The organism is Microbispora sp. H10670, from assembly GCF_014161385.1.
Classification (GTDB): domain Bacteria; phylum Actinomycetota; class Actinomycetes; order Streptosporangiales; family Streptosporangiaceae; genus Microbispora; species Microbispora triticiradicis.
Genome location: NZ_JABBWW010000003.1, coordinates 249,727 through 273,083 on the forward strand (window position 1 = coordinate 249,727; position 23,357 = coordinate 273,083).

Annotated in this window: 20 protein-coding genes and 1 pseudogene; 13 read left to right on the forward strand and 8 right to left on the reverse strand. The window is 68.0% G+C overall.

What is annotated here, in order from left to right:
- The first annotated feature begins 296 nt into the window (after nucleotides 1-296).
- Genes HHX33_RS06840 through HHX33_RS06850 form a run of 3 tightly spaced genes read left to right on the forward strand, consistent with a single transcriptional unit; the run spans nucleotide 297 to nucleotide 6,491 of the window.
- Nucleotides 297-1,814, forward strand: a complete 1,518-nt coding sequence (locus HHX33_RS06840) for a type I restriction-modification system subunit M (RefSeq protein ID WP_182873846.1) — start codon at nucleotides 297-299, stop codon at nucleotides 1,812-1,814.
- Nucleotides 1,814-3,028 carry a restriction endonuclease subunit S gene (locus HHX33_RS06845; RefSeq protein ID WP_182873847.1) on the forward strand — a complete coding sequence of 405 codons (1,215 nt, stop codon included), beginning with the start codon at nucleotides 1,814-1,816 and terminating at the stop codon, nucleotides 3,026-3,028. Before HHX33_RS06840 ends, HHX33_RS06845 begins: the two co-directional genes overlap by 1 nt.
- 22 nt (nucleotides 3,029-3,050) lie before the next feature.
- Nucleotides 3,051-6,491, forward strand: coding sequence for a DEAD/DEAH box helicase family protein (locus HHX33_RS06850; protein WP_182873848.1), 3,441 nt, complete (start codon nucleotides 3,051-3,053; stop codon nucleotides 6,489-6,491).
- Between the two features lie 242 nt (nucleotides 6,492-6,733).
- On the opposite strand, the gene HHX33_RS06855 is transcribed toward HHX33_RS06850, so the two are convergent.
- The gene (locus tag HHX33_RS06855; RefSeq protein WP_182873849.1) at nucleotides 6,734-7,153 is read right to left on the reverse strand and encodes a hypothetical protein; all 420 of its coding nucleotides are present in this window, start codon (nucleotides 7,151-7,153) and stop codon (nucleotides 6,734-6,736) included.
- Entirely contained in the window at nucleotides 7,150-7,314 is a 165-nt protein-coding gene (locus tag HHX33_RS06860; protein ID WP_259402221.1) for a hypothetical protein, read from the reverse strand. Before HHX33_RS06860 ends, HHX33_RS06855 begins: the two co-directional genes overlap by 4 nt.
- A 293-nt stretch (nucleotides 7,315-7,607) precedes the next feature.
- Between HHX33_RS06860 and HHX33_RS06865 the strand changes: the two genes are divergently transcribed.
- The 6 genes from HHX33_RS06865 (at nucleotide 7,608) to HHX33_RS06890 (ending at nucleotide 11,868) form a co-directional block, all read left to right on the forward strand.
- A complete protein-coding gene (locus HHX33_RS06865) occupies nucleotides 7,608-8,462 on the forward strand; it encodes a helix-turn-helix domain-containing protein (protein ID WP_182873851.1) in 855 nt (284 codons plus the stop codon).
- Nucleotides 8,455-8,655, forward strand: a complete 201-nt coding sequence (locus HHX33_RS06870) for a DUF397 domain-containing protein (protein ID WP_182873852.1) — start codon at nucleotides 8,455-8,457, stop codon at nucleotides 8,653-8,655. The genes HHX33_RS06865 and HHX33_RS06870 overlap by 8 nt, the downstream gene beginning before the upstream one ends.
- A gap of 111 nt (nucleotides 8,656-8,766) precedes the next feature.
- On the forward strand, nucleotides 8,767-9,900 hold the full coding sequence (locus HHX33_RS06875; RefSeq protein ID WP_182873853.1) for a sensor histidine kinase: 1,134 nt from the start codon (nucleotides 8,767-8,769) through the stop codon (nucleotides 9,898-9,900).
- The gene (locus HHX33_RS06880; RefSeq protein WP_310741248.1) at nucleotides 9,897-10,607 is read left to right on the forward strand and encodes a response regulator transcription factor; all 711 of its coding nucleotides are present in this window, start codon (nucleotides 9,897-9,899) and stop codon (nucleotides 10,605-10,607) included. Before HHX33_RS06875 ends, HHX33_RS06880 begins: the two co-directional genes overlap by 4 nt.
- Before the next feature lie 19 nt (nucleotides 10,608-10,626).
- Nucleotides 10,627-11,592 carry a 2,3,4,5-tetrahydropyridine-2,6-dicarboxylate N-succinyltransferase gene (dapD, locus tag HHX33_RS06885; protein ID WP_182873854.1) on the forward strand — a complete coding sequence of 322 codons (966 nt, stop codon included), beginning with the start codon at nucleotides 10,627-10,629 and terminating at the stop codon, nucleotides 11,590-11,592.
- 99 nt (nucleotides 11,593-11,691) lie between these two features.
- Nucleotides 11,692-11,868: a hypothetical protein gene (locus tag HHX33_RS06890; RefSeq protein WP_182873855.1), complete on the forward strand. Its 177-nt coding sequence runs from the start codon at nucleotides 11,692-11,694 to the stop codon at nucleotides 11,866-11,868.
- 86 nt (nucleotides 11,869-11,954) lie between these two features.
- Here HHX33_RS06890 and HHX33_RS06895 read toward each other — a convergent pair whose 3' ends face one another.
- Nucleotides 11,955-13,799: a glycoside hydrolase family 6 protein gene (locus HHX33_RS06895; RefSeq protein WP_396784297.1), complete on the reverse strand. Its 1,845-nt coding sequence runs from the start codon at nucleotides 13,797-13,799 to the stop codon at nucleotides 11,955-11,957.
- A gap of 416 nt (nucleotides 13,800-14,215) precedes the next feature.
- Between HHX33_RS06895 and HHX33_RS06900 the strand changes: the two genes are divergently transcribed.
- From HHX33_RS06900 to HHX33_RS35660, 3 genes are read left to right on the forward strand one after another with little or no spacing between them, the layout of a single operon-like run.
- Entirely contained in the window at nucleotides 14,216-15,193 is a 978-nt protein-coding gene (locus HHX33_RS06900; protein ID WP_117408628.1) for a malate dehydrogenase, read from the forward strand.
- A 32-nt stretch (nucleotides 15,194-15,225) separates the two neighbouring features.
- The gene (locus tag HHX33_RS06905) at nucleotides 15,226-16,386 is read left to right on the forward strand and encodes a dihydrolipoyl dehydrogenase family protein (protein WP_182873857.1); all 1,161 of its coding nucleotides are present in this window, start codon (nucleotides 15,226-15,228) and stop codon (nucleotides 16,384-16,386) included.
- Between the two features lie 58 nt (nucleotides 16,387-16,444).
- On the forward strand, nucleotides 16,445-17,494 hold the full coding sequence (locus tag HHX33_RS35660; RefSeq protein ID WP_182873858.1) for a hypothetical protein: 1,050 nt from the start codon (nucleotides 16,445-16,447) through the stop codon (nucleotides 17,492-17,494).
- Nucleotides 17,495-17,554: 60 nt separating this feature from the next.
- Here the strand turns inward: HHX33_RS35660 and HHX33_RS37670 are convergent.
- From HHX33_RS37670 to HHX33_RS06935, 5 genes and pseudogenes are all read right to left on the reverse strand, one after another.
- Nucleotides 17,555-18,040 (reverse strand): annotated as a pseudogene (locus HHX33_RS37670) (DUF998 domain-containing protein); the annotation flags it as partial.
- A gap of 72 nt (nucleotides 18,041-18,112) precedes the next feature.
- The gene (locus HHX33_RS06920; protein ID WP_182873859.1) at nucleotides 18,113-19,798 is read right to left on the reverse strand and encodes an alpha-amylase family protein; all 1,686 of its coding nucleotides are present in this window, start codon (nucleotides 19,796-19,798) and stop codon (nucleotides 18,113-18,115) included.
- A gap of 124 nt (nucleotides 19,799-19,922) precedes the next feature.
- The gene (locus HHX33_RS06925) at nucleotides 19,923-20,126 is read right to left on the reverse strand and encodes a cold-shock protein (RefSeq protein ID WP_117408627.1); all 204 of its coding nucleotides are present in this window, start codon (nucleotides 20,124-20,126) and stop codon (nucleotides 19,923-19,925) included.
- Nucleotides 20,127-20,338: 212 nt separating this feature from the next.
- Entirely contained in the window at nucleotides 20,339-21,277 is a 939-nt protein-coding gene (locus HHX33_RS06930; RefSeq protein WP_244302188.1) for a phosphotransferase enzyme family protein, read from the reverse strand.
- A 22-nt stretch (nucleotides 21,278-21,299) separates the two neighbouring features.
- The gene (locus HHX33_RS06935; protein ID WP_182873860.1) at nucleotides 21,300-22,763 is read right to left on the reverse strand and encodes an XRE family transcriptional regulator; all 1,464 of its coding nucleotides are present in this window, start codon (nucleotides 22,761-22,763) and stop codon (nucleotides 21,300-21,302) included.
- Between the two features lie 239 nt (nucleotides 22,764-23,002).
- On the opposite strand from HHX33_RS06935, the gene HHX33_RS06940 reads away from it, so the two are divergent.
- Nucleotides 23,003-23,290 carry a hypothetical protein gene (locus tag HHX33_RS06940; RefSeq protein WP_117408619.1) on the forward strand — a complete coding sequence of 96 codons (288 nt, stop codon included), beginning with the start codon at nucleotides 23,003-23,005 and terminating at the stop codon, nucleotides 23,288-23,290.
- Nucleotides 23,291-23,357 lie beyond the last annotated feature (67 nt).

Consider the following 23,357-nt stretch of genomic DNA (forward strand, 5'->3'; position numbering starts at 1 on the left):
CGTCATAGCGCTCTTTGACCCCTGGTCCCCCTCCAGGCGGATTTCCGCGCCCCCCGCATCCCCCCGCCAACGTTGTCGGGGATCAGCACCGCCCCGGAGCTCGGATCATCGGTGATGTTCAGCGTGAGCCCCAGGCGCTTGCCCATCTCGGCCAAGGGGTGGCTCGGCTGACGTTGACGAGAGCCTGAGCGCCCTCCCCGACTCCGTCCGGTAAGGAGATGCTGCCCTTGGCCGTAGGTCACGATCTGTGGCGGAAGCCGATGGAGTATCGGGCCGCTCCGCTACGCTAACGCATCGTGATTACGGGTGAACTGAAGAGCAAGATTGACCGGATCTGGGACGCCTTCTGGTCGGGCGGGATCTCCAACCCTCTGGAAGTCATCGAGCAGATCACCTACCTGATGTTCATTCGTCGGCTGGAAGACATCCAGACCGCGAAGGAGCGCAAGGCCAGCCGGAGCGGGAAGCCGATCGAGAACCCCATCTATACCGAGGAGACCAACGCGCTTCGTTGGTCGGAGTTCACCGAACTGCACCCGGAGAGCATGCACCAGGTGGTGCGGGACGCGGTCTTCCCCTGGCTACGCGACCTGGGCGGAGAAGACTCCACCTACTCCCACCACATGAAGGACGCCCGGTTCACAATGCCGACGGCGAACCTGCTCACCAAGGTCGTCGATATGCTCGACGAGATCCGCTTGGGCGAGCAGGACACCAAGGGCGATCTATACGAGTACATGCTCAGCAAGATCGCTACCGCTGGGCAGAACGGGCAGTTCCGCACCCCGCGTCACATCATCCAGCTCATCGTGGAGATGATGGCCCCCGGCCCGCAGGACGAGATCTGCGACCCGGCTTGCGGCACCGCCGGCTTCCTGGTGGCAGCGGCTCAGTACGTCAACCGGACCCACAAGGACGCGCTGCTCGACCTGGCTCAGCGACGCCACTTCAACGAGAGCATGTTCCACGGCTTCGACTTCGACAGCACGATGCTGCGGATCGCCAGCATGAACATGCTGCAGCACGAGATTGAGCGGCCGGACATCCGCTATCGCGACTCCTTGGCTGAGAGCACCGCGAGTGAGGCCGGGCGCTACACGATGATCCTGGCCAACCCGCCCTTCGCCGGAAGCCTCGACTACGAGACCACCGCCAAGGACCTCCTCAAGGTCGTCAAGACCAAGAAAACCGAGCTGCTGTTCCTGGCGCTCTTCCTCCGCCTGCTCAAGCCGGGCGGCCGGGCAGCCGTCATCGTTCCGGAGGGTGTGCTCTTTGGTTCAACTGGGGCTCACAGGGAACTCCGCCGCATCCTGGTCGAAGACCACAAGCTCGACGCGGTGGTCAAACTCCCGAGCGGTGTCTTCAAGCCGTACGCCGGAGTTTCGACGGCCATCTTGTTCTTCACCAAGACCAACAATGGCGGCACGGACGACGTCTGGTTCTATGAGGTCACCGCCGACGGATTCACCCTCGACGACAAGCGCGCTCCGCTGTTGAGCGAGAACAAGCTTGGTCCCACGCCGACGACTCAGCTCGATGAGGCCGAGCATGCCAAGAACAACCTCCCTGATGTTCTCGCAAGGTGGGCACTTCGCAACGGCAGTGAGAAGCAGCGGGCCCGAACGGAGCAGAGCTTCCTTGTCCCCAAGGCCGATATCGCTTCCCAGGAATACGACCTGAGCCTCAATCGGTACAAGGAGATTGTTCACAAGGAGGTCGAACACCGCCCACCGATGGAAATCCTGGACGAGCTGGAGCAGATCGAGTCCGAAATCCAGCAGGTCATGTCCGAGCTGAAGGGAATGCTGGAGTAATGGCTTTGAAAACACGCAGGCTGGCCGAGCTATGTGAGATAAAAATAGGGCGAACCCCCGCCCGGAATGAGCCAGCCTACTGGGGCGAAGGATGGCCCTGGCTTTCGATTTCCGACATGAATCAAGGCCGCATACTCAGGCGAACCAAGGAACAGATTAGTCAATTCGCTGCCGAACGCTTGATGGGGGCGCCCATCCCCCCAGAAACGGTCGTCCTCAGCTTTAAATTGAGCATCGGAAAAGTTGGCATCACCAAGATTCCCATGTACACCAATGAGGCTATTGCCGCGCTCCACATAAAAGACCCCGAGGTCATAACAAGCGACTTCCTCTACTGGGCGCTGCAAACGATTCCACTGACGGCAGAAACCAATGATGCAGTAATGGGAAAAACTCTCAACAAGGCGAAACTCGCCAGGCTTGAAGTACCCCTTCCCTCCCTATATGAGCAGGGTAAAGTCGTCGAAGCACTAGATTACGCCGATAAACTACGCGCCAAGCGCCGAGAGGCAATCACCCTCCTCGACAACCTCAGCAAGTCCATCTTCCTTGAGATGTTTGGCGACCCAGAAACCAACCCTCGTAGATGGAGGACAGGGAGGTTCAGAGATGTAGTTCATGAATTCAGGTATGGAACATCAAACAAGTCTACAAACACCGGGTTTCCCGCTCTACGCATTCCAAATGTCATCGGAGGGGCGCTCAACATTTCCGATCTGAAATGCGTTCCAGTGACAGTAGCCGAACTCGATAGACTTCGCTTGGAGGACGGCGACCTCCTGTTCGTAAGGACTAACGGCAATCCTGACTATGTCGGACGCTGTGCACTATTCGCCAAATCATCCGTCGAGTTATCGGGGCTCGATGTAGATAACTTCATATATGCCTCCTACCTGATACGCGCAAGACTCGACAATAGTCAAATTAACCCGACCTTTGCCAGAGAGTATATGCTGGGGCGGAGCACTCGTGCGGCAATTCGCGCAAAAAGTAAGACATCTGCAGGGCAGTTCAATATCAATATCGAAGGATTGGGTGGCATCCAGATCTTTTTACCCCCTGTAACTCTTCAGCAGGAGTTTGAGTCCAAGATTTCTGAGATAGCCGCCCTCCGGTGCACTCATACCCTACATCTGGCCGCCCTAGATACACTGCTCGCTTCATTGCAGCAGCGCGCGTTCCGAGGAGACTTGTGGGACAATCGGGATAACTGAATCCTTCCCCGGAGGGTGTCCGTTGGGCAACTTCGAGTTCCTTTGTCCGGAATGGCCTGATTTATACGAAGAAGCGGGGCGGGCGGAGCGGCTCGCGATCGCCGATCCGCGAGTGTCGTGCTTCTACGCCCGGCGCACGCTCGAACTGGCGGTCACCTGGCTCTACACGGCCGACGACACACTGCGGCTGCCGTACCGGGATGACCTCGCGGCGCTGATCACTGAGCCGACCATGGTGAAACTGGTCGGCCCGGTGATCCGCACCAAGATGGACCTCATCCGGCGCCAGGGGAACACAGCCGTGCATCGGCACGGACCGGTTCCGCCCGAGGACGCGGTCAAGACCGTGGCCGAGCTGTTTCACGTCATGTACTGGCTCGCCCGACGGTACGCCCGAAACCAGAATGCTCTGCCCGCCGCCGGCCTGGCATTCGACCAGACGCTGATTCCCAAGCCCATGCCTGCCGAGGTCAGGCAGAAGAAGCAGGACGAACTCCGGAAAATGGCCGAGGAGTTCGCCAAGCAGCAGGCCGAACTGGCCAAACAGCTCCGGAAGAACCAGGACTTGGACACCGAGCTGGCGAAACTCCGGGCCGAAATCAAGCAGGCCAAGGCGGCCAACGCGACTGTTCAGGACACGCACGACTACAACGAAGCCGAAACCCGGAAACTCCTCATCGACCTGCTGCTGAAGGAGGCGGGCTGGCCGCTCGACAAGAAGGAGGACCGGGAGTTCTCAGTCACCGGCATGCCCGACACGCAGACCGGGACCGGCAAAGTCGATTACGTGTTGTGGGACGACAACGGCAAGCCTCTCGGCCTGGTTGAGGCCAAGCGCACCAGCCACGATGCGGCCATCGGCCAGAACCAGGCCAAGGTGTACGCCGACTGCCTTGAGCAGATGTACGGGCAGCGGCCGGTGATCTTCTACACCAACGGCTATGACACCTTCATCTGGGACGACCTGAACTATCCCCCCCGGAAGGTCCAGGGCTTCTACACAAAGGACGAGCTGCGCACCCTCATCCATCGCCGCAGCAGCCGCCGGCCGCTGACGACGGAGCCGATCAACGAGGAGATCGCCGGCCGTCACTATCAGAGCCGGGCCATCCGCCGCATCGACGAGACGTTCGACAAGGACAGCCTGCGGCACGCCCTGCTCGTGATGGCGACCGGTTCCGGCAAGACTCGCACGGTCATCGCCCTGGTCGACCAGTTGATTCGCGCCAACTGGGTCAAGCGGGTGCTGTTCCTGGCCGACCGGAAGGCCCTAGTCACCCAGGCCACCAACGCGTTCAAGGAGCACCTGCCGGGCGTGCCCACGGTGAACCTGCTGAACGAGAAGAACGACGAGGGCCGGGTCTACGTCTCGACCTACCCGACGATGATGAACCTCATCAACGAGACCACCGATGGTGTGCGGAGGTTCGGCCCCGGCTACTTCGACCTGGTCATCATCGATGAGGCGCACCGGTCCGTCTACCAGAAGTACGGCGCGATCTTCGACTATTTCGACTCCTTGCTCGTCGGGCTGACCGCCACCCCGAAGGACGAGATCGACCGAAACACCTACCGGCTCTTCCACCTGGAAGACGGTGTGCCCACCGACGTCTACGGCTTGGACGAGGCGGTGGCGGAGGGATATCTGGTCGCCCCGACCGCCGTGGACGTGCCGCTGAAGTTCCAGCGCGGCGGCATCAAGTACGACGACCTCTCCGACGAGGACAAGGAGAAGTGGGACGCGCTCGACTGGTCGGAGAACGACGACGTTCCCGACGAGATCAGCGCCGACGAGATCAACAAGTTCCTGTTCAACGCGGACACGATCGACAAGACACTCATCACGCTGATGACGTACGGCGCGAAGGTCGAGGGTGGGGAGCGATTAGGCAAGACCATCGTCTTCGCCCGGAACAACAACCACGCCGAGTTCATCGTCCAGCGCTTCAACGAACTCTTCCCCGAGTACAAGGGCACCTTCGCGCAGGTCATCACCTATCAGAAGCGGCTCGCCCAAGAATTGATCGACAAGTTTTCCGACCGGGACAAGGCTCCGCACATCGCGATCTCGGTTGACATGCTCGACACCGGCATCGACGTGCCCGAGGTCGTCAATCTGGTGTTCGCCAAGCTCGTGCGGTCCAAGACGAAGTTCTGGCAGATGATCGGGCGGGGCACGCGGCTCTGTCCCGACCTGTTCGGTCCCAACCAGGACAAGAACGGCTTCCTTGTCTTCGACTTGTTCCAGAACGTGGAGTTCTTCAACCAGAACTTCCCGACCGCCGAGGGCAGGGTGCAGCCCTCGCTCAGCGAGCGGCTTTTCAAGCAGCGGCTGGACCTGCTGCTCAAGCTCGACCAGCAGCACCCCGACCTGCCTCCGTCTCCGGACGGCACGCCCGACGGGACGAAGAGCGAGGTCGATCTGCGCTGGTCCCTCGCCAGTCGGCTTCAGGCCGAAGTGGCCAACATGAACACGGCCAACGTCGAGGTGCGCCGTCACCTGCGCGAGGTCGAGACGTACCGCGAACCTGCGAACTGGCAGCGCATCACGCTGGACAAGCATGCTGAGATCATCTCGACCCTGGCCGGCCTCCCCACGGAGTTCCGCGACGACGACAACAGCCATGAAGCCAAGCGCTTCGACCTGCTCGCGCTGCGACTGCAACTCGCCCTGATACAAGCGGACGCGGACTACTCCAAACTCCGTGACCAGGTGCAGGAGATCGCCTCAGCGCTGCTCGACCCGACCACGCTGACGATCCCCAACGTCAAGCAGCAGCAGGAGTTCCTCGAAGACCTCACCACCGATCAGTGGTGGGAGGACGTCACGCTGCCGATGCTGGAGAACATGCGCAAGCGGCTGCGCGGGCTGGTCAAGCTCATTCCCAAGGTGAAGCGCGGCATCGTCTACACCGACTTCGAAGACGAGCTTGGCGACCTGAGCGTGACGCAAATCAACGGGGTGTCCCTGGGCACGGACAAGTCCAAGTTCGAAGCCAAGGTCCGGACGTACCTGCGCAGCCACGAGAACGAGCTTGTGATTCAGAAGCTTCACCGCAACCGGCAGATCACCTCCGCTGACCTCGACCAGCTTGAGCTGATCTTCCTCAGGAACGGATTCGGCACGGCGGACGACATCGAGCGGGCAAAATCCGAGCACGGCGGGCTCGGCCTCTTCCTCCGGTCTCTCACCGGGCTCGACCGAGAGGCCGCGGCGAAGGCGTTCGACCAGTTCCAGTTGGGCAAGAACCTCACCGCGAGCCAGCTCCACTTCGTCTCCCTGGTGATCGACTTCCTGGCGAAGAACGGCTTCATGGAGGTTGACGTGCTCTACGAGTCACCCTTCACGTCGCTGGCCCCTGGCGGCCCCGAGGACCTCTTCCCCGACCCCGATGTCGACGCCCTCGTCGGGGTCCTCGCATCCGTCCAGGCGACGGCCATACCCGAAGAGAACGCCGCCTGAGATACCAGCGGAGGTGTCCTGCCGCAGGGGAAGGGCCACGGCTCCGAGGAGAGCCGTCAGGCCTCTGGGCCGGGCACCATGGCCGCCTGCCGTAACGAGGGCTGTACGGCAGGCCGGCCGTTCGGCGGGGGCGGTCTCCCTCGACGGGGAAGGTGCCTACGGAAGACCGCCCAGGCCCTGCCGGTCGCAGCCGGCAACGAGCGGCAGGGCAGTTCATCGGTGACGCTCGTCGCGTACGAGTGTCACGCGGGTGACGTCGGCGGGATCTCCATCACGCCGAGAGCGGCCAGACCGATCAGATGCGTTCCGACGCTCCGCGCCTCATCGATCGTCAACTCCACGAAGGAGCGGTCCTCGATCTGCAGATGAACACGGGGCTCGGCGTCACCCGGACCGAGGCTGAGATCGATCCACAACCGCTGCGGCTGCCCGGCCAGGGGAATCGCGTTCAGCTCGATGGACTGCAGCCAGGCGCTGTGGATGCGCTCACCGGGAGGCTCATCGATGTGCGCCTCCATGCACCAGGGTGGACACGACCGACGCGGACGCTCGACCAGCATGCGGCCCAGCCTGAAAGGCATGCCCCACGTGGACCCGCTGCCTTGTCCCTTTCGATCGCCGAGGCCGACTCCGGCGGACGTCTTGATGTGGTTTTCGATCACCGTGGCACCGCCACCTCAGCCAGGCTCTCCTGTTCGGCGATGGCCTTACACAGTTCGCGCAGGTCGTCTCCGTCGACGGTACGGCAGGCGCCCGCCTGCTCGGCCTCCGACGGGAACGGCCGCTCACGGCTCGCCCAGAAGCGCCCGACATCGCTCCTCATGATCCGCCACCCGGCGAACTCCGTACCGGGCGCAGTGGCCCTATCTTGGGTCATGGGTCAGGAACCTCGCTTCCTGATCAAGGACCCGTCCGGTCGTGCCCGCGACGGACGGGTCCGCTACTGAATGACGCAGATCAGCCGCTACCCGGAGATGCTTTCCGTGATGAGTCGACTTCGCTCTGCATATGGGTCATGGTGATTGTCGAATTGCAGCCTGTCAATGCACTGTGCAGATTCGTTTTGATCCATGCAATCTGCCACATGAAGACGCCCTTCTTCGACACACTGACCTCATGTCACCTGCCAGCCCTACGGTGCGCCTCAGGCGCCTCGCTCGCGAGCTCCGGAGGCTGCGCGAGAACAGCGGCTTGAGTCCCGAGGCCGCAGCCGTCCGGCTTGGCTGGAGTCGCAGCAAAGTCAGCCGCATCGAGACGGGTCGCACGCGAGCGACTCCCGCTGATGTGGCCGACACCTGCGACCTTTATGGAGTCAGCTCCGAAGCACGCGCCGGGCTGATCCAACTCGCGAAGGACGCCCGGCAGCGGGGATGGTGGACGGCCTATGCCGATGTGTTCACCGGCTCGTACGTCGGTCTCGAAGATGAGGCGGCCCTCATCCGCCAGTGGGAAGTGCAGCTCGTACCCGGCTTGCTCCAGATCGAGGACTACGCGCGTAGCGTGATCACTGCGGGAAGGCCCGGGAAGCCCGACCCCGACAACGTTCACAGGCGAGTCATGGCGCGCATGGCACGTCGCACGCTTCTGAGCCGCTCCGACGCCCCGGAACTCTATGCGGTCATGGACGAGGGCGTCATCCGGCGCCCGATCGGCGGCAACCGCGTGATGTGTGACCAGTTGGAGGCGCTCTTGAACGCGGCACGCCGGCCTAATGTGACGATCCGGATCCTGCCCTACTCCGCCGGGGAGCACGCGGGCCTGGAGGGCGCGTTCACCGTACTCTCCTTCGCCGAGGAGGAAGATCCAGACGTCGCCTACGTCGAGGGCACAGCCGGTGATGTCTATGTCGAGAGCACCGATCACGTGGACCGCTACAGGTCGGCCTTCGAGCAGATTTGCGATGCAGCCTTGCCGACGGAAGAGAGCTTGAAGCTGATCTCCGACGCCAAGGACAATCTGTCTCATGAATGACCTGTCCATGGCGATCTGGCGTAAAAGCAGCTTCAGCGGCAGCGGGAACAACTGCGTCGAGGTGGCGACGAACCTGCCGGGGCTGGTGGCCGTACGGGACAGCAAGGACCGCTCGGGCCCGGTCCTGGCCTTCACCCCGAGCGAATGGAGAGCCTTCATCGCGGGCGTGAAGAACGGCGAGTTCGACGGCTGATCGCGGAGGCATCCCCGGAATCATTGCCCCGCCAACACTGCCGGGAGGCGTGCCCCTTTTGTCATGCAATGGGCGTGAATACCTGACCGAGTGACCACTACTGTCTGCGTCATGCTCCACCGCCGTCTCCCCGCCCCCGTCGACTGGCTCGTCGCGGTGGCCGTGGGCCTGTTCGCGGTCGCCGAGGAGGTCAGCGGGCGCACGGCAGCCCCCTCACGCGGCCATCTGCTCCTCTGGGTAGCCGCCGGGCTCGTCGCCGCCGCCGGCGTGCTGTTCCGGCGGCGCGCCCCCTTCGCGATCCTCGCCGTCTACTCCGCCGCCAACGTCGCGTTGCTCGTCCTGACGCCCCAGATGGCGGCGGCCTGGCAGTTCTACACCCAGCTCGTGCTGTTGTTCACGCTCCTGTCGGAGGTCCGGCCGCGCGGCGTCAAGGCCGTGTGCGGCCTCGGCGCGACCGGTGCGTTCGTGGCCGCCATGCTGGCCGCGTCGTCCCCGCCGTCCGGCCCGGGGGACGTCGCCGTCGCGCTGGTGATGTGCGCGATCGCGGCGGGCGCGGGCCTCGCCGTACGCCGGCACCGCGCGCTCGCCGAGCAGGCCGCCGAGCGCGGCGAACTGCTGGCCCGCGAGGCGGTGGCGGAGGAGCGCGCCCGGATAGCGCGCGAGCTGCACGACATCGTCGCCCACAGCGTCAGCGTGATGACCATGCAGACCGGCGGCGTACGGCTCATGCTGCGCGAGGACCAGGAACGCGAGCGGCAGGTGCTCACCGCCGTCGAGGAGACCGGCCGGGGCGCCGTGGACGAGCTGCGCCGGATGCTCGGCCTGCTGCGCGGATCGCCGGCCGATGTCCCGGGGCCGCGGTCCGGTCTCGACGGGCTGCGGGACCTGCTGGACCAGGTCAGGGCCGCCGGGCTCGACGTGACCCTGGAGGTGCGGGGCGATCCGGTGCCGCTGTCCGCCGGGCTCGACCTGTCGGCCTACCGCATCGTGCAGGAGGCGCTGACCAACACGCTCAAGCACGCCGGCGCCACCCGGGCGGAGGTGACCGTCGCCTACACCCCGCGGGAGCTGCGCCTCGACGTCGTGGACCACGGCCCCCGCGAGGGGCGCCCCCGGCCGGGCACGCGAGGGAGCGGGCACGGGCTCATCGGCATGCGGGAGCGGGCCGCGCTGTTCCGCGGCACGCTCACCGCGGCGCCACTCCCCTCGGGCGGCTTCGGCGTCCGGGCGGTGCTGCCGCTGTGAGCGACGCCGTAAACGACGCCGTGAACGACGCTCCGGACGGCACGAGTGCGATCGGGATCCTGATCGCCGACGACCAGGCGATGGTCCGGGCCGGGCTGCGACTGGTCATCGGGACGCAGCCGGACCTCGCCGTGCTGGACGAGGCGTCCGACGGCGAGCGCGCGGTCGAGCTGGCCCGGAGCCTGCGGCCCGACGTCGTGCTGCTCGACATCGCGATGCCGCGCCTCGACGGCCTGGAGGCGGCCCGGCGGATCCTCGCCTCCCCGCGGCCGCCGCGGGTGATCCTGCTGACGACGTACGACACCGACGAGAACCTCGACCACGCCCTGCGCTCGGGGGTGAGCGGCTTCCTGCTCAAGGTCTCGCCGCCCGAACACCTGTTCGCGGCGATCCGCAGCGCGGCGCGCGGAGAGGTCCTGCTCGACCCGGCCGTGACGGAGCGGGTCGTCGACGCCTACCGGCGCGCGCGGCCCGCCGCTGCGCCGTCCGGCGGGTCGGGGCTGACGGCCCGCGAGGAGCAGGTGCTCCGCCTGGTCGCGCGGGGGCTGTCGAACGGCGAGATCGCGGCCGCGCTGTCGATCGCCGAGGCGACGGTGAGCACGCACATCAACCGGCTGCTCGCCAAGCTCGGCCTGCGCGACCGCGCCCAGGCCGTACGGCACGCCTACGAGTCGGGTCTGGTCCGCCCCGGAGATCCCGGATCCTGAGCCGGTAGCGTAGGTGCCCATGACAGCTATCGACTCCACCTCTGGTGCGTACGGCATCGGCCTGGCCACGATCGCCGCGGACGGCACCGTGCTGGACACCTGGTTCCCCTTCCCGGCGCTGGGCGAGCCCCCGGCCGTGGGCACCGAGCCGATCTCCCACGAGGACCTGGGCGAGGGCATGGCGGAGCTCGTCGGCCCCGACCCCGCCCGCGGCGTCGAGGTCGTGGCCGTGCGCACCGGCGTCGCCGACCTGGCGGCTCCGCCGGCCGACGCGCACGACGCGTACCTGCGCCTGCACCTGCTGTCCCACCGTCTGGTCCGGCCGCGCGGGCTCAACCTCGACGGGATCTTCGGGCTGCTGGCCAACGTCGTGTGGACCAACCACGGCCCGTGCCGCGCGGAGGGCTTCGAGGAGGTGCGGCTGCGCCTCCGGGCCCGCGGCCCGGTGACCGTGTACGGCGTGGACAAGTTCCCCCGGATGGTCGACTACGTGCTGCCCGCGGGAGTGCGGATCGCCGACGCCGACCGCGTACGGCTCGGGGCCCACCTGGCGAGCGGCACCACCGTCATGCACGAGGGTTTCGTCAACTACAACGCCGGCACGCTCGGCGCCTCGATGGTGGAGGGCCGGATCTCCGCCGGGGTCGTCGTGGGCGACGGCTCCGACGTGGGCGGCGGCGCCTCGATCATGGGGACGCTGTCCGGCGGCGGCAAGGAGGTCATCTCGATCGGCGAGCGGTGCCTGCTCGGGGCCAACTCGGGCATCGGCATCTCGCTGGGCGACGACTGCGTGGTGGAGGCCGGGCTGTACGTCACGGCGGGCACCAAGGTCGCCCTCCCGGACGGGCAGGTCGTGAAGGCCAGGGAGCTGTCGGGCAAGTCGGGCCTGCTGCTGCGGCGCAACTCGACGACCGGGGCCGTCGAGGCGGTGTCCAGGGAGAGCAGGGGCATCGAGCTCAACGCCGCGCTGCACGCCAACGACTGATCTCCCCTGCCGAGGCGCACCCTGAGATGACCCTGAGTCTGCCCTGAACTTGGCCTTCGGCCCTGTGAGCGGGGGGAGTGCGGCCCGTACCGTGAAGGCATGGGACGCATTCTCCTCATCGCAGCAGCCGTCGTCGTCGGGTTCTTCCTTCTCGGCTCCGTGATCGGGCTCATCTTCGGCGCACTGAAGTGGGTTCTGATCATCGGCGCGATCGCCCTGATCGTGTCGGTCGTGTTCAAGCTCACCCGGAGCAGCCGGTCGAGCCACTACACCTGACCGGTGCGGTACACGCAGAAAAGGGGCGGGCCCCGTCGCGATCGCGACGGGGCCCGCCTTCTTGTGCGCCTACGCGGTTCCTCGGGTTACGAGAGCGGCGGGTAGGCGTTCTGCATGAGCTGCTGGAACTGGGCGGAGAACCAGTGGCCCGAGACGGGGGCGCCGCCGAGGGCACCGGACATGTTGTTGCCGTTCAGCGAGTTACCCGTGTAGGTCGGGTCACACATCCGGTCGAAGCCCTTGCCCTCGTTGTTGTCGATGGCGGAGCTGGAGCCGTCGGACTCACCCGGGGGCTTGATCCAGACGTAGGCGTCGAGACCGGCGACGGGGTTCGCCTTCGGCCGCTCACCCATGCCGGCGCCGGACTGGTTGCACCAGTTGCCGGCGTGGATCCGGCGGTCGACGCGGGACTGGTTGACGAAGGTGTCCACGTTGGTGGACGTGCTCGGCCCCGTCGGACGGGCCGAGCCGCCCCAGCCGTTGCGGGAGGTGTCGATCAGCATGCCCAGCGTGTTCGGGAAGCCCTTCGCCACCAGGGCGTTGCGGAGACCGACCGCGAAGGACTGCTCGTCCACGTAGTAGTTCCAGTCGACCCACTTGGACTGACGCACCGACTGGCCGTTCACCGAGGTGTTGATGGTGAAGTACGGCTCGACCGTCGCGCCGAAGTTGGCGGTGTTCACGATGAAGCCGTCGACGCTGTTCACGCCCGCGGTGGTCCCGGACGCGACCTGGTGGAAGAGGTTCACCACCGGGCCGAAGTTGGTGTCCCAGCCGAGCCAGGCGTGGTGCGCCGCGTCGACATAGGTGTAGACGTTCCGGATCGCGTGCAGCTTGTTCAGCGCGTACTGGACGCCCTGGACGTAGGCGCCCGAGGACTGGGCCTCCTGGCACGCCTGGAAGTTGCTGACGTTGGTGATCAGGTTCGGCAGCGAGTCGGGCTCGATGACCGTCACGATGCGGAGGTTGGAGTACTTCGAGTCCGCCATGATCCCGGCGATCACGTCGATGTACTCGGACTTGTACCGCGCGAGACCGTTGTTAGCGATCTTCAGCTCACCGTTGGAGGAGAGCGCCGAGCAGTCACGGTTCGGCAGGTCGTAGATGACGACCTGGATCGTGAGGGGCGCGCTGCCGTTGGCCGCGTCCTGCCTGACCGCCTCGTCCAGGTGGTCACGCAGGCCCATGCTGTTGTTGCCGGCCGAGCCGGAGCTGATCGCCGCGATGCGGTCCAGCCAGACCGCCGTGGAGGTGTTGGCGATCCGCGAGCCGCCGGGCTCGTTCGACGCGCTCCGCGACCAGTCCGGGTTCACGTAACCCGTGGCGCCGACGTACGGGTTGTCCACGTGGGTCCCGGGCGGCGGCGGCGAGTACGACGGCGACTGGGACGGGGACTGCGAGGGAGACTGGGACGGCGACTGCGAGGGGGACTGCGAGGGGGACTGCGACGGCGACTGCGACGGCGACTGCGAAGGAGACCGCGACGGCGACTGGGACGGCGACTGGGACGGCGACTGCGGGGTGCCGTTGCAGGAGACGCCGTTGATCTTGAAGTCGGTCGGCGACGGGTTGCTGCTGGTCCAGGTGCCGTTGAAGCCGAGGCTCGTGGACGCGCCGGTCGCCAGCGACTTGTTCCAGTCGAGCGCGGTCGCGCTCACGTTGCTGCCCGACTGGCTCCAGTTGGCCGACCAGCCCTGGGCGACCTTCTGGCCGCTGTTCGGGAAGGTGAACGTGAGCGTCCAGTTGCTGAGCGCGTCGCCCAGGTTCTGGATGGTCAGGTTGGCGGACATGCCGCCCTGCCACTGACTGGCGGAGTAGGTGACTTTGCAGGAGACCGCGGCACTCGCCGAAGTGGCGGTGGCCACGGCCGCCGTGGAGCCGATCGCGAGCACGGCCGCCGCGACCAGGCCGCGGCGCACCGTGGAGCTCACGGCTCCCGGTCGGGGGGTGGATCTCATTGGGAAGGTCCTCCTGGCGGTGGTTTCTGCGCTTGGGAGCGCTCCCACGAACCATAGGCACCACCCCCGGCGCCGTACAGAGACCCGTCAAGACCCACATCGCCACGGAAAGCCCACCCGGCGTGTACCCGCCGCCCGAACAGGGCATCCATGGTGACGTTACGCCCGAAGACGCCTGCGTGTTACGTGAAAGTTTCACCCATTCATCCGCGAAACACGTGGCCAGGGGCCTACTGCGCGTCAACCCGCCTCCTCCGGGCGTTCCGCCGGGCGGCCCCGGCGGAACGCCCGGCACGGACGGCGCCGGACACGAACCTGACCTGGTCACGAGGGGACGGGGTCCGGCGGGTAGCATCCGTGAGTCACACATATCGCGAATGGGGATCGTCATGACCGTCAAAGTGACCGTCACCGGCGCGGCCGGCCAGATCGGTTACGCGCTGCTGTTCCGCGTCGCCTCGGGCCAGCTTCTCGGGGCCGACACCCCGGTGAAGCTCAGCCTCCTGGAGATCCCGCAGGCCGTGAAGGCGGCCGAGGGCACGGCGATGGAGCTCGACGACTGCGCGTTCCCGCTGCTGCGCGGCATCGAGATCTCCGACGACCCGGCCCGGGCCTTCGACGGCGCCAACGTCGCGCTGCTCGTCGGCGCCCGCCCCCGTACGAAGGGCATGGAGCGCGGCGACCTGCTCGAGGCCAACGGCGGGATCTTCGGCCCGCAGGGCAGGGCCATCAACGACAACGCCGCCGACGACATCCGCGTGCTCGTCGTGGGCAACCCGGCCAACACCAACGCGCTCATCGCGCGGTCCGCCGCTCCCGACGTGCCGGCCGAGCGGTTCACCGCGATGACCCGCCTCGACCACAACCGCGCGCTGTCGCAGCTCGCCGGCAAGCTGAGCGTCCCGGTGACCGAGATCAGCAAGATGACGATCTGGGGCAACCACTCCGCGACGCAGTACCCGGACCTCTTCCACACCGAGGTCGGCGGCAAGGTCGCGGCCGAGCTCGTCGAGGAGGAGTGGCTGCGCGACACCTTCATCCCGACCGTCGCCAAGCGCGGCGCGGCGATCATCGAGGCGCGCGGCGCGTCCTCGGCCGCGTCGGCGGCCAACGCGGCGATCGACCACGTGCACGACTGGGTGAACGGCACGCCCGAGGGCGACTGGACCTCCGCCGCGGTGCCGTCCGACGGCTCGTACGGCGTGCCGGAGGGCCTCATCTCGTCCTTCCCCGTCGTGTCCAGGAACGGCCGCTGGGAGATCGTCCAGGGTCTGGAGATCGACGCGTTCTCCCGCGAGCGGATCGACGCCTCGGTCGGCGAGCTGGTGGAGGAGCGCGACGCCGTCAAGGCGCTGGGCCTCATCTGACGACCGCGTGAGGAGGGGGCGGGCCGGTCCGGGTGACCCCGGCCTGGACCCCGGTGATCGACCGGATCACCGGGGAGGGCACCGACGACTGGAGCGACGCCGACAGGGCCGAGCACTTCGAGAGCGCCGGAGTCGAGGTCGTCCGCGGCCGCGGCCGGATCACCGGCCCGCGCGAGGTGACCGTGGACGGCCGCAGGCTGCGTGCCCGGCGGGGGATCGTCGTCGCCACCGGCACCACTCCCGCCGTTCCGCCGATCGACGGCCTGGAGGGCACGCCGTACTGGACCAACCGGGACGCCGTCGTGGCGCGGCGGGTGCCCGAGTCGCTGATCGTGCTCGGCGGCGGAGCGATCGGCTGCGAGCTCGCCCAGGTCTTCGCCCGGTTCGGCGCCCGGGTCACGATCGTGGAGGGCGCCGGCCGCCTGCTGCCCCGCGAGGAGCCGGAGGCGGGCGCGCTGCTGGCCCGCGTGTTCGCCGGGGAACGCGTCGAGACGCACACCGGCGTCGCCGTCGAACGGGTGCGGCACGACGGTGACGGCTTCGCGCTGACGCTCGGCGACGGCCGGATCCTGCGCGCCGCACACCTGCTGGTGGCGACCGGGCGCAGCGTCGACCTGGCGGCGATCGGCGCCGGGAACGCCGGTCTGGACGAGAAGGCCCGGTTCGTCGAAGTGGACGAGCGGATGCGGGCCGGCGACGGCGTCTGGGCGGTGGGCGACGTGACCGGCCGCGGCGCCTACACGCACGTCGCCGTCTACCAGGGCAGGATCGCCGCCCGCGACATCCTCGGCGAGGGCGGACCCGCCGCCGACTACCGCGCGGTGCCGCGCGTCACGTTCACCGACCCGGAGGTCGGCGCGGTCGGCATGACCGAGCGGGAGGCCCGGGAGGCCGGCGTCGAGGTGCGGGTGGGGTTCGCCGCCCTCGGCGACTCGGCGCGGGGCTGGATCCACGGGCCGGGGCACGAGGGCCTGGTCAAGCTGGTCGAGGACGCGCGGCGCGGGGTGCTCGTCGGTGCCACCAGCAGCGGTCCGGCGGGCGGCGAGGTCCTCGGCGCGCTCGTGGTGGCGGTGCAGAACGAGATCCCCACCGCACGGCTGCGGCACATGATGTACGCCTATCCGACCTTCCACCGTGCCGTCGAGGACGCGCTGGAGACCCTCGACCACCGGCAGGCCGATATCAACACGTGACAGAACCGGCCGGGTCCCGGGCGGGTCCAATGCATGACATCCCGGAAAGGAGATGATCATGCGGCACCCCACCCGGCCGATCACACGGGGACTGACCGGCCTCGCCCTGACCATGCTGGCCGTCCCGGCACTGGCCATCCCGGCGGCAGCACCCGCCACCGCCGCCGCCGCGCAGGCGCGGGCCTCCCAAGACACGGTCCACCACACGATCCGCTACGCGTCGGTGGACTCCTGCCCGCGCAAGGACGGCACCGCGACGCCCTGCCACACCTGGCGGCTGGACCTGCTCGACGGCAGGCGGGTCGCGCTCAAGGACGCCATGCTGTGGCCGCTGACCGCCAAGGGCAGGCCCGACAGGACCAACAGCGCCCCGCTCACCGTCAGCGGCGACGGCGAGTCGGTGGCCTACTTCCGCACGTCCGACCACCGGCTCGTGGTACGCGAGTTCCACGGCGGGGTTCAGGGCGGCGTCCGCGTGATGCCGAGGAATCCGCTGCCGCGCGGCGTCGGCATGAACGCGGCCTGGCTGAAGCTCTCCCAGGACGGCGACCGCCTCGCCCTCGGCTACACCACGGGGGACGGCCACACCCGGGTCCGCCTGTTCGACGTGGCGCGGGCGAGCGCGACCGGCACCACCCCGGAGACGGACGGGTTCGCCGGCTTCAGCGGGGACGGCTCGGCCGTCCTCCTGCAGCGGGCCGGCGACGAGAACACCATCGGGCTGGCCGTCCACGACGACACGGGCGCCGAACTGGCCGCCGCCGTCCCGCCCCAGATCGTGGCCAACAACGGCCCATGGGGGCTGTCCGCCGACGACCGCACGGTCGCCTACGTCACCGGCCTCGGCGAGAAGGCGCGGCTGCGCTTCTACGACGTCGCGACCGACCAGGCGACGGGCTCGGTCCGCTTCTCCCTGCCGAAGGACGCCGCGCTCGACATGATCGACTGGACCGGCGGGCACGAGGTGACCCTGCACCTGGTGCGGTCGCGGGGATCCCGCGACGTGGTGACCGTCCTGAAGGTCGACACCGAGACGGGCCGGACCCGGGTGCGGGACTCCTACAAGGTCCGCTCCGGCGCCTTCGCGTACCTGAGCTGCGGCGGCTGAGGCCGCCATCACCAGCAGCGCCGCCACCTCCGAGACGACGGTCAGGCGCTGCGTGAGACCGGCGGGCACCATGCCGGGGTCGAGGCCCAGCGCGCGGAGGGCGTACGGCACGACCACCAGGACGAGCGACCCGAGCGCGACCGCGCACAGCAGCCGGACCGGCCGCGACCGGGTGGCCCTGGCGACGAGCAGCCCGGCCAGCGGAAGACTGACGAACGCGGCGAACGCCGCGTAGCGGTGGATGCCCCCGGACACCGACAGCGACAGCCCCGGCCGGTCGGTCGGGAACCCGGCGACCAGCAGCAGGCAGCCGCTCCACACGCCGACCAGCAGGGCCGGGCGCCGGTCCAGCCGCGCCAGCCGTACGGCGAGCACGGCGGAGCCGGCCGCGAGCAGCGTCAGCGAGACGGGCAGCAGCAGGCCGTGCGGCGCGAAGGCGTACTCGCTGATCATGTCCGTCAGCGGGTCGAGCCCCGCCGTCAGATGAAGCACGAACATCACGGCGGCGCCGGCGGCGACCAGCGTGTATCCCAAGACCATCCCCATGGCTCCTCACTGTGGCCATGGGGATGGCGGCGGCCCATCGGAGATCCACCGGAGCCGCCCCTGAGGCGTCCCCTAGGAAGGGTCTGCGGAGTCGGCGGGGGCGGTCTCGGGGGCGGAGGCCCGGAACCAGCGGCAGCCGTACCGGCCCATGGGGAAACCGACCCTGCCCGAGTCGTCGATCTCGATCCGGCCGTCCACGAGCAGGTCGGTCAGCACCTTCGACGAGTCGAACCCCTCCAGCGTGAGCTCCACCTCGGTCTCGGCGTCGCCGAGGTTGTGCACGGCGACGACCGTCTCGCCGTCGCAGTCCGCGCGGTGCGCGAACACCGCGTCCACGCCCGTGTCGAGCACGGTGTACTTCCCCCAGGCGAACTCGGGGCAGTCGCGGTAGTGCCGGATCAGGCGGGTGATCCACGCCAGGAGGGAGTCGGGGTCGCGTTCCTGGGCGCTGACGTTCACCTTCTCGGGGCCGAAGTCGCCCTTCGGCATGGGGATGCTCACCTTGGAGGGATCGGCGTCGCTGAAGCCGCCGTTGCGGTGCGGGGTCCACTGCATGGGCGTCCGTACAGCGAGACGGCCCTCGATCTCCAGGTTCTCCCCCATGCCGATCTCCTCGCCGTAGAAGAGCACGGGTGTGCCCGGCAGGGAGAACAGCAGGCTGTAGACCATCTTGATCCGCTCCAGGTCGCCGCCGAGCATCGTCGGCAGGCGGCGCCGCAGGCCACGCCCGAACACCTGCATGTCCTTGTCCGGGCCGAACGCCGCGAAGACCTCCTCGCGTTCGGAGTCGCTGAGCTTGTCGAGCGTGAGCTCGTCGTGGTTGCGCATGAACGTCGCCCACTGGCTGTCCCTGGGCGGGTTGGGCCGCTCCCGCAGCGCGGCGGCGAGCGGCCGGGCGTCCTCGCGCGCGAGCGACAGGTACGTCCGCTGCATGCTGATGAAGTCGAAGCACATGGTGAGCTCGTCGCCGAGGTCGTTGCCGAAGTACTTCACGAGGTCCGGGTACGGCAGGTTGACCTCGCCGAGCAGGATCGCGCTGCCGTCGCGGCGGCTGAGGAACGCCCGCAGGCAGGCGAAGAACTCGTGCGGGTCGGGCAGGTCGTCACCGCTGTCGGTGACCTGCTCGATGAGGAACGGCACGGCGTCCACCCGGAACCCCGACAGGCCGAGCTCCATCCAGAAGCCGAGGATGCGGGAGATCTCGTCCTGCACCTCGGGGTTGGCCGTGTTCAGGTCGGGCTGGAACCGGTAGAACCGGTGGTAGTAGTACTGCTCGGTCTTCTCGTCGTACTCCCAGAGGCTGTCCTCCTTGTCGGGGAACACGACGCCCTGGGGGTCGTCCGGCTCCGGCTTGTCCGACCAGATGTACCAGTCGCGGTAGCGGGAGTCCCGGCTGGAACGCGCCTCCTTGAACCAGGGATGCTGGTCGGAGGTGTGGTTGACCACGAGGTCGGCGATGACCCTGATGCCGCGGTCCCTGGCCACCCGCATGAACTCGACGAAGTCGCCGAGCGTCCCCAGGCGCGGGTCGACGTTGTAGAAGTCGGTGATGTCGTACCCGTCGTCCTTGTCAGGGGTCGGGAAGAACGGCATCAGCCAGATGCACGTGACACCCATCCTGTCCAGGTGGTCGATGCGCTGGATCGCGCCCCGGAAGTCGCCGATCCCGTCGCCGTTGCCGTCGGCGAAGGTCTCGATGTCGAGGCAGTACACGACCGCGTTCTTCCACCAGAGGTCGGAGGTCATGCTGAGTCTCATGACCGTTCCCGCTTCCCGGCAAAGGAACGGCAAAACATCGGGCCCGCGCCGCCGGAACGGCGCGGGCCGACGCGGTACCGCTCGTGCGGCCGCTCACGGCCGCACCGTCACCGAGGGTCACGATCTACAGCGGCGTGACCTGTTCGGCCTGCGGTCCCTTGGTGCCCTGAACGGTCACGTAACTGACCCGCTGGTTCTGGTCCAGCGTACGATAACCGTTCGACGTTATCGCCGAATAATGAACGAACACGTCAGCGGTGCCGTCGTCCGGAGCGATGAAACCGAAGCCCTTTTCCGAGTTGAACCACTTGACAGTGCCTTCAGACAACTGCTTCTCCTTCTTGGAAGCCGCACCATGTTCCCAGGTCGGGAGCATGAGGCTGCGTAGCGGAATCGTCGCCCATCCGCGTGGGACGCTGGAATGGCACGCACGCCCGCCGCCGGGAACAACCCGGGTGCGCTTTTCACAGACCACGTTTTTGGAAATCGTCCACTGCGACACTCACAGCCTGTACGGACAGTACCCGCGATTACCTGAGGCTATGCCGGTGCCGCCATGTACCAGCGGGCGTGGCCGTCACCGCGCGTGAGCGAGTCGAGCCGGCGGGGCAACTCCTGGCGCGAGAACGGGTCTCCGGCGGCGTTGCGGATGTGGATGCCCACGGCGTACATGTCCCGCACCTCCATGAGCGTGCCGTAGCCCGGCCACTGCCGAAGGTCGGAGCCGTACGCATGGGCGAAGCCGTCCACGTCGTCCGTCGACAGCCCGAAGCGGCGCTGCCCGTGATAGGTGTGCACCAGGTCCCACTCGCGCGGCCCGACGGCCACGCCGTCCCAGTCGCACAGCACGACGTGCCCGTCCTGGCGGCGCAGCAGGTTGTCGATCCACGCGTCGCCGTGCAGCAGCACCGGCGCGCCGGTGTCCAGGTCGCGCCAGCGCCCGGTGAGCTCCTCGATGCGGTCTCTCAGCCAGGAGCGCTGCCCGGGAGTGAGCACCTCGGCCCGCTGCTCCACCGCGTGCCGCACCTCGGCGAGCGGGTCGGTGAGCGCCCGCAGCCCCATCGGCGGCACCGGCTCACGGTGGAGGCTGCGCAGCACCCGGCCGAGCTGCCGGGTGGTCGGACGGCCCCAGGAGGGGACGTACCGCCAGAAGGTCACCGCCCGGCCCTCGTGGACGATGGGCTGGCCGGGAATCTCGTCGACCGGCCGCACGGTCGGGAAGCCCCGGTCGGCGAGCCAGCGGGCGACCGCCAGGACCACCGGCAGGCGGGTCAGCGCGTCCGGCGCCGTCGCGATCCGCACCACCATCTCCCCGGCCGCCGCGCCGCCACCGGCGGCGTTCGCGCGCAGCTTGAAGACGGCGTTGCTGCGCAGCCGCATGAGTTGCGCGCCGCGCGCGTCCACGCCGATCCGCGCGCAGACCTCGCGCAGGACCTCGAACGCCTCCTCGGCCAGCGACGGGCGTTCCATGATCCTCATGCCGGAGGTCCTCACGACGGCGTCAGGCGTTCTCTGCGGACGGGAACAGCCCGCTCAGCACGAGCGCGGGCGACGACTCGGCCAGCACCTGCCGCAGGCGCCGTACGGCGGGCAGAGCGGGATCGGCGTCCGCGAGCAGAGCCCTGGCCCGGGTCACCACGATCGAGGTGCGGTGCTCGGCCGGCACCTGCCGCAGCGCCTCGGCCGCGATCCGGCAGGCCTCCTCGTGGTCGCCGGTCCTCGCGAGGTGGCTCGCCTGGTCGAGCAGGATCAGCGCCGGGTCGATCGTCTGGAAGCCCGGCGGGAACGTGTCCATCCCCTGGATCTTCTGGGCGTCCCCCAGCTCGATCAGGGTCCCGGTGCGGTAGAACGTCATCCGCTTCTCGGTGAAGACGAAGGCCAGGTCGTCCTGGCTCATGCCGCGCATCCGGGCGAAGATCTGCTCGGCCTCGGCGAGCGCGATCCTGGCCGCCTTGCCGTCTCCCATCCTGGCCAGCGCGCGGGCCTCGGCCGCCGCCGCCAGCGCCGCCGGGGAGCTGGGCGCCGAGCCGGCCAGCATCCGCGCCTCGCGGGCCAGCCGGACGGTCTCGTTCAGATCGCCGTAGTAGTAGAGGAGCATCGTCTGCTGGGCGCGGACCAGCGCGCGCAGCCGCAGGTCGCCCACATCGTCGGAGGCGGCGCGGGCGGTGCCGTACCACGCGTGGGCCTGGCGCGTGTCGCCCAGCTTCATCAGCGCGTCGGCGGCGAGCAGGGTGAGCATCGTGGTCGCCGTGAGCAGGCGGCGCTGCACCGAGGACGGCTGGCGGGCGGCGCTCAGCCGGCGCACGTCGGAGATCTCCAGCATGACGCGGCAGAGCATGGGCATCGGCGGGGTCGTCATGTACTCACGGCGGTAACGCAGGACCTGCTCGTCCAGCCGGTCGAGCTGGTCCTCGTTCACCGTGCCCTGGGCGAGGGTGCGGTCGAGCTCGTGACGGATGCCCTCGACCTCGGCGAAGAACCGGCCGTTCGGCGTGCCCAGCAGCATCGCCTGGTGGAACAGCGCCCGGCGCTCGGCGTCGTCGGCGGTCAGGTCCTCGGTGCGGGCCTGCTCACCGGTCTGTCCGGGCCCCACGACGACGATACGCTGCCCGCCCGTGTCCTCGCAGTAGTCGGCGGCGAGGCCGAGCCGCACGGCGTTGGCACGGTACAAACGGGCCAGCAGGTCGATCGTCTGCGGGCGGGGGCGGGCCCGGTTGTTCTCCCAGGCGTTCAGCAGGTCGATGCTCGCGTGCGGGTGCCCGAGGTCCTGCTGGTCGCACAGGTGCTCCAGCTCCTCGATGGCCTGCCGGGCCGACCAGCCGCGCCCGAGCCGGTGGGCCTTCAGCAGGCTCACGCCGCAGCACCCGTGGATCGCCTGGACGGTCTGCCACAGCGTCCACTGCCGTATCTGCGCCTGTTCGCGCCAGCGTCGCGCGCAAGCGGGTGAGTGCTCTCCGCGGGCCATGGACACGCCCTCCGTTTGTGCAGAGTCCCCGTTTACGGTTGTTTCCCCAACGTAAAGGAGCAGGCACCCAACCCCCTGCGACTGTTATGCGTTCGTGGCCGGGAACCCGTGTGCGTTCCACGGAATCGGGGTGAGTTCCCTGGTTATTGCGCGGTTTCGCGGGATCCGGACGATTGCCGGGGTGTCGTAGCGGGTTCACCCTTTCCGGTGATAGGTCCTGACGTTCCCCGGAGGCGACGATGACGACGGTAGACCGAAGCGCGGCGATGGACCATCTGGAGCGGCTCGCGGCCCAGCTCGAGGCTCACTCGTTCCAGGTACGCCTGACCGCGCCGGCAGGCCTCTACCCGCGTCTGCGTGTCATCAACCCCATGGAGCCCACGATGGCCGAGGACGTGCTGGCGTCCAACGCCAGCGACGGCGAGTGGTGGTACTGGCTGTCCTGGGCGGGCCGCATCGGCCACGCCTCGGACGTCGTCACCGCCGCCGAGCGCATCGCCAGCGTCCTGCACGTCATCCGCCGCTGATCCGACGCTGACCCGACGCCGGCCGGACGGCACCGCGGGGACGAACCAGTGGGACGGCGCGCCGGCC